This window comes from Halostagnicola sp. A-GB9-2 (assembly GCF_030068615.1).
Classification (GTDB): Archaea; Halobacteriota; Halobacteria; order Halobacteriales; family Natrialbaceae; genus Halostagnicola.
In genome coordinates, this window is record NZ_JASJOC010000001.1 from 1 (window position 1) to 12,880 (window position 12,880).

Here is a 12,880-nt window from a genome sequence, read left to right on the forward strand (position 1 = left end):
AGCAACGAACGCCGGGTGGACGTCGCCGGTCTCGGGACAGCGGACGTCGTCACCATCGACGTAGACGTACGGATCGCTCTCGGTCTGGAGGAACGCACGGCCGTCGAGTCGGGGATCGATCTCGGCCATCGCGATGGTTTCACCGTCGCCGTAGTTCTCCTCGAGGCCCCACTTCCAGCGAGCGTCTTCGTCGACGTCGGCCTCGGGGTGATCGCGGTCAGCCCACGGGGCGAACGGCTTCTTATCGACGTGCCCCATCCACTGCTCACGTTCGAGCAGTTCGTCGGGCCAACTGTTCGACTCGGGGTTCGCGAAGTCGGCATCGGCCCATTTCGAGAACCGTGTGCGAAGGTCCGTCCGTGACCGCGTTCGTGACCTTCTCAGGTGGTCTCTGGCCCTATTATTTGAGTCTTCGGCCGGTTCCGGCGTCTCGTCGGTGACGACCTCCGCGATCGCAGCGGGTGACTCTCCGAGCGCTCCTGCGACTTCCGGGACCGACGCATCGGGGTTGGCCTCGAGGTACCGCTCGACCTGTTCCTCGAGGGACTGTCGGTCGCTCACGCGATCTCACCTCGTACCGCACCGCGGACTCTACGTGAATTGGCTTTCGAGCAGTCGTAGCAGAGGTAGTTGTGTGGGTGATCCGCATCGCGACCGATCGAATAGAGTTCGCGATCTACGGCCTCGGGATCAAACGTGCGTCCGCAGTAGGTGAAGCCAACGAGGCCCTCGACGCAGAACCCGTTGTGGCCGTTTCCGAGGTTGACCACGTAACCGGTCGTCACGCCGACCACCCCCAGTCCTCGAACGAGGTCTGACCGTCGACGTTCGGCCGGTCGATGTCCTGGTCGTCACCGATCTCTGGGACGCCCTCGGTCCGCTCTTCGCCGACGGGTTCGGGATCGGTGGCGTACTCGACGCTTTCGGCCTGTTTGTCGAGCTCAGGGCGCTCGGTGATCGCCTGGTAGGTGGCGTCGATCGAGGTGCCGGAGTATGACCGACGGCCAGCTACCACGCTTTCTCACCGCCGTTAGACGAAGCTATCGCAGTATCAGATTTATGTTGTTTAGTGCCCGACGAAACCCATCCGTACTGGACGGGTGTAAACGGGGTATAAGTAGTGAGGCTTTGAACCTCAGGATCCAAGCCGGTGGAGGGATTTGAACCCTCGACCTAATCCTTACGAAGGATTCGCTCTGCCAGTCTGAGCTACACCGGCACTGACGTGTGCTATTCTTACGTAGGTCCGAAACAGGCCATAAGGGTTGCGAATCTCGACCGCCCCGCCGTGAGGTGGATTATCACACGATTACCCCTCGAGTCGCACGTCCAGACAGACGTTGAGTTCGTGTGGCGCGTAGGATCTGACCACTCGAGAAGTTTCGACGGTTACGTTGTACTGCGGTTCGGCGGCGTCGCGAATCGCTCGCTCCCCGGGGTCGAACGGATCGTCTTCGTGCTGGATATCGTAATAGTGTAGCACGCATTCCTCGCCCGCAATCTGGACAGCGGGCCCGAGGAATTCGTTGGCGCTGTGCGGGAGATTCATTACGACCCGGTCGGCCCACCCTTCGTACTCGGGTGCTACCGACCGAACGTCGTCACAGATCGCCGTGACGCGGTCCTCGACGCCGTTTCGACGGGCGTTTTCGCGCAGATAGTTGATTGCCGTTTCGTTGATATCGACGCCGACGCAGGTCGCGCCGCGTTTCGCGAACGGGACGACGAACGGGCCGACCCCCGCGAACATGTCGAACGCGTTTTCGCCGGATACCACCTGTTCGGCGACCCGATTGCGTTCGGTCGCCAACCGCGGAGAGAAGTAGACCTCGGCGAGGTCGAGTTCGAACGCGGCGCCGTACTCGCGATGGACCGTCTCGGTTCCGTCGCCCTCTATTACCTCCCAGTCGCGAGTTCGCGTTTCGCCTTTGATCTTTGAGGCCTTGTTCAGGACGGTCTCGACCGGTAGGTCGGAATCGACGATCGCTCGAGCGATTTCGGCCGGTTGCCGTTCGTCTTCGTCGCGGTTGTCTTCGTCGGCCCCCACACTGTCGTCTCCTTCGTCGAGCAATGCGACATCGCCGATTCGTTCGTAGGAGGGATCAAACCCCAGAAGATCCGCCGGCGTCGTTTGCGTTTCGCGCTCGGGGAGGTCGTAGGAGACGATCTCGAGGTCCTCGAACGCTTCGGAAACGACATCCGGGTCCGTGACCGGAATGTAGAGCCAGCCGTCCTCGACGATGATCTCGTACCCGTCGGCGATGAAATCTCCGTCAGTGAGTTCCTGACGCGTCGCTTCTCCGTTCGCAGGCGGCACGCGGACGCACGGAACGTTCATGCACGAACTCGCCGGTGAGCCGCCGTAACGCTGACGTTTCCGTCTCGAACGATAACTCGTTTTCTGCGAACGAGCGGAGCTTTCACATCAATGACTCTCGAGAGACGACGCTGATCGGGAATTAGCCCCGCCTAAACTATTTCTTAGACCATAACAACTATATCTATTGCTGGTGCTACCTTCTGATGACGATGATGAAACACGCAAGCGACGAACCGAGCGGGTTGACACGACGCCAAACGATCACTGGCGCGGCCGGTCTCGGTTTCGCGGCGATGGCGGGCTGTCTCGGTGACGATCCGCAGGACGATACCAGTGATGCGGAGTACACCGTTTCGACCGGATTCCTTGCGCTCTGGGACATCACGCGGAACGTTGCCGGAGAGCAAATGGACGTGATCGATCTCGTTCCGACCGGAGAGCACGGACACGAATTCGATCCCGGAACGGGCGTCGTCTCGGAGATCGAAGACTCTGACGTATTCATCTACCTCCGCGACTTCGCGAGTTGGCAGGATGACGCGGCGGCCGAACTCGAGGGAGATGACGACGTGTACGTGATCGAAGCGGCCGACGACATCGAGTTCTTCGATAGCCCGGCCGAGGACGACGACGAACACTTTTGGATGGATCCGGTCAGGTGCCAGTCCGCAGTCGATCACATCGCGGCGGAGCTATCGGAAGTCGATCCCGACAACGCCGACGAGTACGAAGCGAACGCGGATGCGTTCAACGACGAACTGCAGGAACTCCACGAGGAGTTCGAAGCCCTCGTCGAAGGCGCCGAGATCGATCAGTTGATCGTCGGAACGCACGATTCTTTCCAGTGGTGGCATCGTCAGTACGGCCTCGATATCCACTCGCCGATCGGAACGTCTCCCGATTCCGAACCCTCAGCTCAGGAGATCGAGGAGATCGAAGGGATCATGGACGAACACGGGATCGAACACGTCGTCTACGACGTCGGCGAGCCCGACGACCTCGCGGAATCGATCGCCGACGAAATCGACGCCGAAGTGCTTCCGATCTCGCCCGTCGAAACGCAACTTCCCGAGTACGACGAGAACGACTGGGGCTACGTCGATCACTACCGGGAGATCAATTTTCCAACGCTCGAGGTGGCTCTGGGCGTACAGTAACTGGCGGCAACTACAAATAATTAGCCTAATCAAATATAATAGATTGCCATGACAAAGGATAAATTACATCGGCATCGTACTTACCGCATATGAGCTCCGTAGCCGCCGTCGAAAACGTCACGTTCGCGTACGACGACCGACCCGTGGTCGAAGACGTCTCGCTCTCCATCGAGAAGGGGGAGTTCCTCGGCTTGATTGGCCCGAACGGATCGGGCAAAACCACCCTGTTGAAGATACTGCTCGGGTTGGAGCAGCCGGATTCGGGAGCGGTCGAACTCTTTGGCACTCCCGCCTCGAAGTTTACCGACGGAACCCGGCTCGGGTACGTTTCACAGCAATCCTCCGAAGCTGACTCGATGATGCCGGTCACCGTCCGCGAAGTCATCGAGATGGGTCGATACCCCCACGCCGGGTTACGACGATTGAACGACGACGATCACCGGGTCGTCGACGACGCACTCGAGCAGGTCGGTATCGTCGACCTCGCAGACAGACGAATCAATCAGGTCTCCGGCGGACAGAAACAGCGGGCGTACATCGCTCGAGCGCTCGCGTCCGAGGCGGACTTGCTTGCCCTCGACGAACCCACCGTCGGCGTCGATGCCGACTCGGTCGATCAGTTCTACGATCTACTCACCGAACTCAACGAAGGTGGAATGACGATCGTTCTGATCGAACACGACATCGGCGTCGTCGCGGAGTACGCGGACACGATGGCCTGTCTCGACTGCGAGCTGTACGAACACTGTGAAACGGATCGGTTCCTCGAGAGCGGTGCCCTCGAGAAAGCCTACAGTTCGGCACGCGTATTACGATCCGCCGATCACTCGTCCGCCGAGTACGCGACGGGTGATTGAAATGTCGATCGAACGCCTCGAGTCGTGGAACCGGCCCATCGGCTTGCTCGCGGCGGTGCCGGTCGTCGTGGCCGCGTTTTACGTGCTTATCTACGTCCTGTTCCCGCCGCTGTTCGACGGGTTTTGGGGAGCAACGTGTGGCACCTTCGACACGTGGTTGGTTTGCAGCGGTTTTCTGCAGCGGGGGTTCACCGCGGGGATTCTTATCGGAATCACCGCGCCAATTGTCGGCGCGTATCTCGTGAACCGTCAGATGGCGCTGATCGGCGAAGCGCTCGCACACATGGCCTTCGGCGGGGTGGCGGTCGGACTGTTCGTCGGCGCTGCCGTCCCCAGCCTGGATTACCCGCTCCTGTTCGCGCTCGTCGCCGCGACCCTCGCCGCGCTTTGCATGCAGTACATCGCAATTCGGACGGACGGCTATGCGGATATCCCCATCGCGGTCATGCTTACGGGCGGATTCGCCCTCGGGATCGCCGTCATCTCCTACGGCGTGACGTTTCACGCGACCGTCGAGAGCTACCTGTTCGGGGACATCCTCTTCGTCCCCTTCGAGAACGTCCAGCTTATGGTCGGGCTCACGATGCTGGTTATCGGGACGGTCGCCCTGACGCACAAACAGCTCCTGTTCATCACTTTCGACCGGGAGGCGGCGCGGCTGGCCCGGATCAACGTCAGGTTCTACGATACGCTGTTGATCGTCCTCACCGCGCTCGTCGTCGTCGCCGCGATGCAGATACTCGGTGCGATCCTCGTCGCCGGTATGCTCGTAATCCCCGTCGCCGCGGCGATGCAGTTCACGAACAGCTTCAACCGAGGGCTCGTCCTCTCGGTCGTCTTCGGCCAGGTCGCCGTCTTCGGCGGGATCTTTCTGTCCTACCAGTGGGATGTCGCCACGGGCGCGATGATCATCCTCGTCGCGATCGCGCTCTATCTCTGGTCGGTGATAGTATGACTCGGATGAACCGTCCACAGATGTCCCGGGGACCGCTCGACGATGACGACTGAACCAAACACGCCCGACGCTGCGGAGTCGTCACGTTCGGAGCACGTTCCGGATTCGGACACCGTCACGCCGGTGATGGAAGATTACCTGAAAACGATTTACGAACTCCAGTACGACCGTGACGGAGCGGTCTGGACCTCGAGGATCGCCGACAGTCTCGAGGTGACTCCGCCGACGGTCTCGAGCATGCTCGAGAAACTCGAGCGCCGCGGGTTGATCCACCGGGAGAAACACCGCCCCGTGACGCTCACCGAAACGGGCGAGAACGTCGCGCTCGGTGTTATCAGAAATCACAGACTGCTCGAGACGTTTCTCGCCGACTATCTCGAGTACGAGTGGGACGAAGTCCACGCCGAGGCAGATCGCCTCGAACACTACGTCAGCGATCAGTTCGTCGATCGCCTGACGGCGATGCTCGAGCACCCTTCCAGCGATCCGCACGGAGATCCGATCCCGGACGAAGCACTGGCTGCGCCGACCCGGTCGTGGATTCGGTTGAGCGAGGCCGAGGCGGGCGTGTCCCATCGGGTTGAACGCGTCCGCGCCGACGGCGAACGGCTCCGGTATCTGGCCGACTGCGGAATCACGCCCGGCGTCCCCGTCGAAATCGTCGAGCGAACGCCGCTCGAGTCCGTCGAAATCGCCATCGAAAGCGACCCGGACCACGAACCGAACTCGCAGGTCCTTCCGAAACGGGCGTGTGAGCGGATTCTCGTCGGACCGCTACCCGGGAACAACTGATATTTGGCTCACTGGCGAACGGAGCGTATGGCGACAGAGACTCGATTGACGACCGTCGAAACCGTCCACGACGAGGGTTCGTGGTTGTTTACCGCTCGAGACCTTCACGGCGAACCGGAGGAGATCATCCTCGTCCCGTGCGACGACGGCGTCGAAGCGTGGGTGAACCGATGCACGCACGAAGCCCAGCGGCTGGATCGGGGCTTCGGTGCGGCCATGCGAGATGGCGAACTCATCTGTCCGAAACACGGCTCGCTGTTCGACGCCTGTTCGGGCGACTGCGACAACGGAGAGGCCGCCGGAACGCGGCTCGTCTCCATCGAGGTTGCCGTCGTCAACGATGCGGAGGCGACCGATGGCGACGGGCGCGAGCAAGGTGGTGCGGCTGACGAACGAACGGGCGACGAGAGTACGTCCACAGGCGTCGAATTTGTCTCCCTTATCGACCGTCAGTACACGTTTGGCCATATCGGCGGGCTCGAGGATGGTGATGACACCCAAGACGACGATGACAGCGGTCCGTCGTCGACATCTCATATTTCACTGTAGCGACGCCGATTCTGACCGCGCCGATATTAGACAAGGCTAAAAATAAGATTAGCTAGGTAAAATTTAAGGTGGGTGGCGTAGACGTGACTATTACATGGAGGTGATCAATGACTCGAGATGAACCAATCAAAACGGAAGTGCTGACCGGCTACGGTCGTGCCAGGTGACACCCGGCCGGTAAGCGATATGGACTGTGACGTGTCTTTGCAGATGGCGTCACGGTACCTGAATCAGTCACCATTTGGTCGTTACTCTGACGACTCGAGCTTCTGTGTTGCCGATCGCTTCCCCAATCGATTGGCAGCGTACTCATGCCACACCGTACAGTACGCAAGGGAATTCGAACGTTTTGAACGGTATTTTTCGCCGAACCACGAACTGTTCCACCGCGCTTCCCGGTAGTCCAACGTATCAGTCTTTCACGTTCGCTTTCAGTAGCCAAAGAACGCGTTCGAAACACTCGAGAGGCAGAGGCGGTGCCTTCGCGGGAGACGATTCCGACTCGAAACCTACTCCCCGTCGCCGTCACTACGGTAGTCCATGCTCACCTTCATCGGTCTCGGTCTCTACGACGAGCGCTCGATCACCGTCGAGGGCCAGGAGGCGCTCCGGGCCTCCGATCGCGCGTTCGCGGAGTTCTATACCAGCAAACTCGTCGGAACGACGATCGAGAGCCTCGAGTCACACCACGACGTCTCGATCGAGGTTCGCGACCGCGCAGGCGTCGAACAACATCCCGAAGAGATTCTCGAGGCCGCCGAGGCCGAGGACGTCGCCTTCCTGACCGCCGGCGATACGATGATCTCGACGACCCACGTCGATCTCCGACTTCGCGCTCACGAGCGAGGGATCGAAACGCGGGTCATCCACGGCGTCACGGCCCAAACTGCGACGAGCGCCCTGACGGGCCTCCAGAACTACCGCTTCGGAACGGCCACCACGCTTCCGTTTCCCTACGCACACGGCGCGGACGGGCTCCCCTCGAGCGTGACGAACACGATCGACGACAACCGCGAGGAAGGGAGTCACACCGTCGTCTACCTGGATATCAAAGTCGACAACGAGGCCGCGATCGAGCGTGTCGACACCGACGAGGCCGTAGAGGAGTACATGACTGCCGACGTCGGCGCGGAACTACTCGCCGAGGAGTATCCTGACCTTGTGGGCGTTGTCGTCGCTCGAGCGGGCAGTCCGGATCCACTTGTCGAAGCGGGGACAATGACTGACCTCGCCTCGCGGGAGTTCGGCGATCCGCTCCACCTGCTCGTGGTCCCTGGAGACTGTCACCTGCTCGAGGCCGATGCACTGGTCGAACTCGCGGGTGCGAATCGCGAGGAACTGGATATCGTCTGAAAGCGGTCTTACCGTTCGTCCAGTTCGCGTTCTCGAGTGCGATCGCCCGTCGATGGTTCCGTTCCTCGCCCCCCACCTTCATCTCCCTCTAGCAACGCATAAGTCGCCGTTCGAACTCCGATTCGTCGTTACCACTCGAGGGCCGACTCGAGGTGCGACCCGAATTCCGTCGGCGCTTCGACGTGGGGCGTGTGTCCAACGCCGGAGAGGACGACCTCTTCGAACTCGCCGCCTGCGTCCTCGTAGTCCTCGAGGACGGCGCGGGTCTGGTCGACCATCGGTTGCGGTGGGAACTCGTCCTCACCAGGCCAATCGGGAACCTGTCCGAGTCGACCGAGCGCTCCTAGGTCGAACACGGACTCGTTCGAGACGATCTGGTCGGTTTTGCCACGAAGCCACATGATCGGGAGTTTCGGATCGATCTCTGCGATCGCCGAGAGGTCGCAATACTTCGGCGAGACGGCGTTGTTAACGCCGAGATCACCGGGTGCGACGCCCGGCCAGTTCGGTGACTCCACCGCCGCTCCGGGATAGTTCTTCGCACCGGTTGCCGTATCCAACATGCTGGTCACGTACGATTCCTCGCGATCCGGATCGAAATCGTACGTCGGATCGACGTAGAACGAGCGCAACACCGCCCGCGGAGAGCCGTCGCCAGCCGGTTCTCGGGTTCGGTTCTCGAGTCCCGCGACGAACTCGTCCGTCGAGAGGCCGCCGCCGGAGCCGGCGTGATCGTCGTAACAGGGCGTCCCCTCGAGGTCTTTGGTCCCGCCGAAGCCATACGGCGAGACCGGGTTGACCAATACGAGCGTTTCCACGGCGTCCGGGTACGCCATCGTGTACTGCATGGCGACGCCGCCGCCGTTCGACCAGCCTACGAGCGTGGCGCTGTCTTCGAAGCCGAGATCCACACATAGCGCTCGGAGATCCGCAACGAAATCGCCGAGCCCGCGCGTCGCGTCGATGGCCTTCACCTCCGAATCGCCGTATCCGCGAAAGTCCGGTGCGATGGCTCGATAGCCGTCCGGGAGTTCCCGCAATCGATCTTCGAAAAACCGAGACGATGAGACGTTGCCGTGAAGAAACACGACTGGATGTCCATCGGGGTCGCCAGCCTCGAGCACGTGCGTCTCGAGGCGTTTCGTTTCGACGAGTCGCGAATCGACGCCGGGGAGTGTATCCGCTCGAGTCACGACCGGGCGCTACCACGCCGCCCCAAATAATTGTTCGCCGATCGGAACCCCCGCTTACAGTTCGTCGATGATCGCCGCCGTCACGTCCTCGGTCGAGGCGCTTCCGCCGAGATCGGCAGTCCGTGGCCCGTTCTCGAGGGTCGTTTCGACCGCATCCTGCACCGCGTCGGCCTCCTCGTCGTGGCCGAGGAACTCGAGCATCATCGCTGCGGAGACGATCGTCGCGGCCGGGTTCGCGACGCCTTCGCCGGCGATGTCGGGTGCGGTGCCGTGGACGGGCTCGAACAGACCTCGCTCGGAGCCGACGTTCGCCGAGGGAAGCAAGCCGAGGCCGCCGACGAGCCCCGCGGCGAGATCCGAGAGCACGTCGCCAGCCAGGTTCGGACAAACGACTACGTCGAACTGCTCGGGATCGAGACAAACCTTCGTCGCGAAGGCGTCCATCAGCACCTCGTCGGTTTCGACGCCCTGCTCGTCGGCGACTGACTTGATCGTGTCGCGAAAGACGCCGTCGGTCTCGCGCATGACGTTCGCCTTGTGGGCGATCGTAAAGCCGTCATGATCGCCGTCCTCGACGTACTCGCAGGCGAACTCGCCGAGATCTCTCGAGGCCGACTGGGTGACGACTCGCGTCAGCGTCGAGACGTCCTCGGAGAGGCGGTCCTCGTGACCGGCGTAGACGCCCTCGGTGTTTTCGCGGAGGAAGACCAGGTCCGTCTCCGGGCGCACGGCGTCGATTCCGGGATAGGCTTTCGCCGGACGAATGTTCACGAACGAATCGACCGCCTCTCGGAGCGGCAGAATAACGTCCGCCGCGGTCTCGCCCGCCGCACCGAACAGCGTCGCGTCCGCCGACGCCGCCAGCTCGTACGTTTCCTCGGGGAGCGCCTCGCCCGTGACTTCCTTTACGCGGTCGCCCGCGTCGGCCTCGCGAAACTCGAAGCCGATCTCGAGCGATTCGAGGACTTCGACCGCGGCCGGCGTTACTTCCTGTCCGATTCCGTCTCCGGGGATAACGGCGATTTCGTGAGTCATGCTTGAACGTCTCGAGGGGACCGAAATGAGGGTGTCGATAGCGAGATTGGCGAGCACGCAACACATGACCGTTGCTGAACCTGTTGGTCGCCGCCCCGATGGTACGCTCGTAAAAACCGTGAAACCGCTCGGGCTGATCGGTTCAAAGAAGACGCATCGTCGAGCAACCGAGCGTGGCGGCTACGACGAAGCCGTCGAGTCGTCGACGTACGGCAACTCCTCGGCTTTCTTCTGGACTTCGCCGGCGTTGGACTTCATCAGCGCCGTCGTGTCCCAGATGCCATCAACCAGCGCCTTTCGCTGGGCGTCGTCGACGGTCACGTCAATCGTCTCTCCGCCGTAGGTAACCGTCTCCGCTTCGATGTCGACGTCGATCTCTTCGTTCGGGTTCTCGTCGACCCAGGCCTGCAGTTCCTGAATCGTCTCGCTGTCGGCGGTGACGGTCGGAATTCCTAGCGCCAGACAGTTGCCCGCGAAAATCTCGGCGAAGCTCTCGCCGATGATCGCGTCGATTCCCCAGCGCATCAGGGCCTGGGGCGCGTGCTCTCTCGAGGACCCACAGCCGAAGTTACTGTTAACGACCATCACCGAGGAGTCTTGGTAGCGCTCCTCGTTGAACGGGTGTTCCTTCTGGTTGTCGTCGTCGTCGAAGCGCAGGTCGAAGAAAGCGAACTCGCCGAGCCCGTCGAAGGTGACGACCTTCATGAACCGAGCCGGGATGATCTGGTCGGTGTCGATATCGTTGCCCTCGATCGGAACGCCGGATCCCGATTCGTGGGTTACTTCCGGAATGTCGACTTCGTCGCTCACGCCAGATTCACCTCCTTGAGTTCGCGCACGTCAGTAACCTCTCCGGTGATTGCCGCGGCGGCGACCATCCGCGGATTCATCAGGACGGTACGGCCGTCCTTGCTCCCCTGCCGGCCGACGAAGTTCCGGTTCGAGGAGGAGGCACACGCCTCGTCGCCCTCGAGTTGGTCTTCGTTCATGCCGAGACACATCGAACAGCCGGCGTTTCGCCACTCGAAGCCGGCTTCCTCGTATATGTCCTTGAGGCCTTCTGCCTCTGCAGTCTCCTGAACGCGCTGACTACCGGGGACGACCAGCGCTCGAACGTCGTCGTCGACCTGACGACCCTCGACGATTTCGGCACCGCGTCGGAGGTCGGGCAGTCGGGCGTTGGTACACGAGCCGAGGAAGGCGACGTCGATGTCGTACCCCTCCATCGTCTCGCCTGGCTCGACGCGCATGTGTTCCTGGGCGCGTTCTGCCGTGTCCGCCTTGTCCGCGGGGAGGTCTTCGGGTGCCGGAATCTCTTCGGAGATGCCGATTCCCTGGCCTGGGGTCGTCCCCCAGGTGACGACGGGCTCGAGCTCCGAGCCGTCGATGGTGACGACGTCGTCGTACTCGGCGTCGTCGTCGCTCGCGATCGACTCCCAGTACGGTTTGAGCTCCTCGAACTTCTCGGGGTTCTCCTGGAAGTGGTCAGTCTGCTCGAGCCACTCGTAGGTGGTCTCGTCGGGGTTGACGTAGCCCGCTCGAGCGCCGCCCTCGATGGACATGTTACAGATCGACATCCGGCCTTCCATGCCGAGGCTCTCGATGGCCTCGCCGGCATACTCGTAGACGTAGCCGACGCCGCCTTCGGTTCCCAGGCGGCTGATGATCTCGAGGATGACGTCTTTCGCTTCGACGCCATCGCTGAGCTCGCCGGTGATCTCGATCTTTCGGACCTTCTGTTTCTCGAACGCGAGCGTCCCCGTCGCGAGGACGTCCCGGATTTGGGAGGTCCCGATACCGAACGCCAGCGCGCCGAACGCGCCGTGGGTGCTCGTGTGGGAGTCGCCACAGACGATCGTTTTACCGGGCTGGGTGAGTCCCTGCTCCGGTCCGATGACGTGGACGATTCCCTGGTCGCCCGAGTTCGGATCCGAAAAGTCGATGCCCGCGTCCCGAACGTTTTGCTCGAGTTCGGACATCATCTCCTCGGCCGAGTCCTCCTCGTACGGGCGGGACTGGTCCGACGTCGGGACGATGTGATCGACCGTCGCATGGGTCAGTTCGGGGTAGGCGACCTCGAGGTCTCGCTCCTCGAGCATGCCGAACGCCTGCGGACTGGTGACCTCGTGAATGAGGTGCAGTCCGACGAACAGTTGGTCCTGTCCGGTCGGTAGCGTCGTTACTTTGTGCCGATCCCACACCTTATCGTAGAGTGTTCCCTCGCTCATTTGTTATCCTCCACACTGTCAGCTCGTACCTTCCCCCGCTCGAAGACTCGGTTCGTACGATTCGAATCCGCCTCTTCGGTCGGCGGCGTGTGACTGACGGTTTTCATGGTCCGCTCATCCGTCGTCGTTTGCTCGTCCGGCGTTTGCTCGTCCGGCGTTTGCTCGTCCGGCGCTGTTCGTTCGGATTGATCGTCGTCCGGTTCGACGGCTTCCGATCGGCCGCCGTCCGCCGCAACGATCGGGCCGCGACTGAACAGCTGTCCCGTCGATTCGTCGGTGTAGGGATTGGTGTGACTGATCTCTCCCATCGTGTCACCCGAGCCGGACGCTGTTTCCGTCGTCGTCGTTCCGGACGTGTTTGTCGACGATCCAGCAGCGCCGCTCGTCGTCCCGGAATCGGTGGTCGTCGTTTCGGTCTCTCGTGTCATCTGTGTTCGGTCG

Annotated in this window: 14 protein-coding genes, 1 tRNA gene and 1 pseudogene; 6 read left to right on the forward strand and 10 right to left on the reverse strand. The window is 61.6% G+C overall.

The features are described 5' to 3' along the window. The 5 genes and pseudogenes from QNM96_RS00005 to QNM96_RS00025 form a co-directional block, all read right to left on the reverse strand. Positions 1-561: pseudogene (locus QNM96_RS00005) on the reverse strand (hypothetical protein); the annotation flags it as partial. Next, positions 558-785 carry a hypothetical protein gene (locus QNM96_RS00010; RefSeq protein WP_283833957.1) on the reverse strand — a complete coding sequence of 76 codons (228 nt, stop codon included), beginning with the start codon at positions 783-785 and terminating at the stop codon, positions 558-560. The gene QNM96_RS00010 and the pseudogene QNM96_RS00005, both read right to left, overlap by 4 nt. Continuing rightward, complete coding sequence (locus QNM96_RS00015) at positions 782-1,015, reverse strand: hypothetical protein (protein WP_283833958.1); 234 nt, start codon at positions 1,013-1,015, stop codon at positions 782-784. Before QNM96_RS00015 ends, QNM96_RS00010 begins: the two co-directional genes overlap by 4 nt. Before the next feature lie 130 nt (positions 1,016-1,145). Continuing rightward, a tRNA-Thr gene (locus QNM96_RS00020) sits at positions 1,146-1,219 on the reverse strand. A gap of 90 nt (positions 1,220-1,309) precedes the next feature. Next, positions 1,310-2,338 (reverse strand): class I SAM-dependent methyltransferase family protein, encoded by a 1,029-nt coding sequence (locus tag QNM96_RS00025; protein ID WP_283833959.1) that lies wholly within the window; start codon positions 2,336-2,338, stop codon positions 1,310-1,312. 194 nt (positions 2,339-2,532) lie between these two features. Between QNM96_RS00025 and QNM96_RS00030 the strand changes: the two genes are divergently transcribed. The 6 genes from QNM96_RS00030 to dph5 all read left to right on the forward strand — a co-directional run bounded on the left by QNM96_RS00030 (position 2,533) and on the right by dph5 (position 7,983). Continuing rightward, positions 2,533-3,477, forward strand: a complete 945-nt coding sequence (locus tag QNM96_RS00030) for a metal ABC transporter substrate-binding protein (protein ID WP_283834965.1) — start codon at positions 2,533-2,535, stop codon at positions 3,475-3,477. A gap of 89 nt (positions 3,478-3,566) precedes the next feature. Beyond that, entirely contained in the window at positions 3,567-4,334 is a 768-nt protein-coding gene (locus QNM96_RS00035) for a metal ABC transporter ATP-binding protein (protein WP_283833960.1), read from the forward strand. A gap of 1 nt (position 4,335) precedes the next feature. After that, positions 4,336-5,289, forward strand: coding sequence for a metal ABC transporter permease (locus QNM96_RS00040; RefSeq protein ID WP_283833961.1), 954 nt, complete (start codon positions 4,336-4,338; stop codon positions 5,287-5,289). A gap of 42 nt (positions 5,290-5,331) precedes the next feature. After that, positions 5,332-6,081, forward strand: a complete 750-nt coding sequence (locus QNM96_RS00045; RefSeq protein WP_283833962.1) for a metal-dependent transcriptional regulator — start codon at positions 5,332-5,334, stop codon at positions 6,079-6,081. Positions 6,082-6,108: 27 nt separating this feature from the next. Beyond that, positions 6,109-6,630, forward strand: coding sequence for a Rieske (2Fe-2S) protein (locus tag QNM96_RS00050; protein ID WP_283833963.1), 522 nt, complete (start codon positions 6,109-6,111; stop codon positions 6,628-6,630). 540 nt (positions 6,631-7,170) lie between these two features. After that, positions 7,171-7,983 carry a diphthine synthase gene (gene dph5 / locus QNM96_RS00055; protein WP_283833964.1) on the forward strand — a complete coding sequence of 271 codons (813 nt, stop codon included), beginning with the start codon at positions 7,171-7,173 and terminating at the stop codon, positions 7,981-7,983. A gap of 128 nt (positions 7,984-8,111) precedes the next feature. Here dph5 and QNM96_RS00060 read toward each other — a convergent pair whose 3' ends face one another. From QNM96_RS00060 to QNM96_RS00080, 5 genes are all read right to left on the reverse strand, one after another. Then, positions 8,112-9,176, reverse strand: a complete 1,065-nt coding sequence (locus QNM96_RS00060; protein WP_283833965.1) for an alpha/beta hydrolase — start codon at positions 9,174-9,176, stop codon at positions 8,112-8,114. Between the two features lie 54 nt (positions 9,177-9,230). Further along, the gene (locus tag QNM96_RS00065) at positions 9,231-10,211 is read right to left on the reverse strand and encodes an isocitrate/isopropylmalate family dehydrogenase (RefSeq protein ID WP_283833966.1); all 981 of its coding nucleotides are present in this window, start codon (positions 10,209-10,211) and stop codon (positions 9,231-9,233) included. A 180-nt stretch (positions 10,212-10,391) separates the two neighbouring features. Further along, a complete protein-coding gene (leuD, locus tag QNM96_RS00070) occupies positions 10,392-11,021 on the reverse strand; it encodes a 3-isopropylmalate dehydratase small subunit (protein ID WP_283833967.1) in 630 nt (209 codons plus the stop codon). Then, the gene (leuC, locus tag QNM96_RS00075; protein ID WP_283833968.1) at positions 11,018-12,439 is read right to left on the reverse strand and encodes a 3-isopropylmalate dehydratase large subunit; all 1,422 of its coding nucleotides are present in this window, start codon (positions 12,437-12,439) and stop codon (positions 11,018-11,020) included. The genes leuD and leuC overlap by 4 nt, the downstream gene beginning before the upstream one ends. After that, positions 12,436-12,867, reverse strand: coding sequence for a hypothetical protein (locus QNM96_RS00080; RefSeq protein WP_283833969.1), 432 nt, complete (start codon positions 12,865-12,867; stop codon positions 12,436-12,438). Before QNM96_RS00080 ends, leuC begins: the two co-directional genes overlap by 4 nt. Positions 12,868-12,880: the final 13 nt, after the last annotated feature.

Bases quoted from the DNA above. Each gene is read 5' to 3' on its own strand.
- QNM96_RS00025 (WP_283833959.1), bottom strand. From the start codon at position 2,338: ATGAACGTTCCGTGCGTCCGCGTGCCGCCTGCGAACGGAGAAGCGACG.
- QNM96_RS00040 (WP_283833961.1), top strand. From the start codon at position 4,336: ATGTCGATCGAACGCCTCGAGTCGTGGAACCGGCCCATCGGCTTGCTC.
- QNM96_RS00045 (WP_283833962.1), top strand. From the start codon at position 5,332: ATGACGACTGAACCAAACACGCCCGACGCTGCGGAGTCGTCACGTTCG.
- QNM96_RS00030 (WP_283834965.1), top strand. From the start codon at position 2,533: ATGAAACACGCAAGCGACGAACCGAGCGGGTTGACACGACGCCAAACG.
- dph5 (WP_283833964.1), top strand. From the start codon at position 7,171: ATGCTCACCTTCATCGGTCTCGGTCTCTACGACGAGCGCTCGATCACC.
- QNM96_RS00065 (WP_283833966.1), bottom strand. From the start codon at position 10,211: ATGACTCACGAAATCGCCGTTATCCCCGGAGACGGAATCGGACAGGAA.
- leuC (WP_283833968.1), bottom strand. From the start codon at position 12,439: ATGAGCGAGGGAACACTCTACGATAAGGTGTGGGATCGGCACAAAGTA.
- QNM96_RS00035 (WP_283833960.1), top strand. From the start codon at position 3,567: ATGAGCTCCGTAGCCGCCGTCGAAAACGTCACGTTCGCGTACGACGAC.
- QNM96_RS00080 (WP_283833969.1), bottom strand. From the start codon at position 12,867: ATGACACGAGAGACCGAAACGACGACCACCGATTCCGGGACGACGAGC.
- QNM96_RS00050 (WP_283833963.1), top strand. From the start codon at position 6,109: ATGGCGACAGAGACTCGATTGACGACCGTCGAAACCGTCCACGACGAG.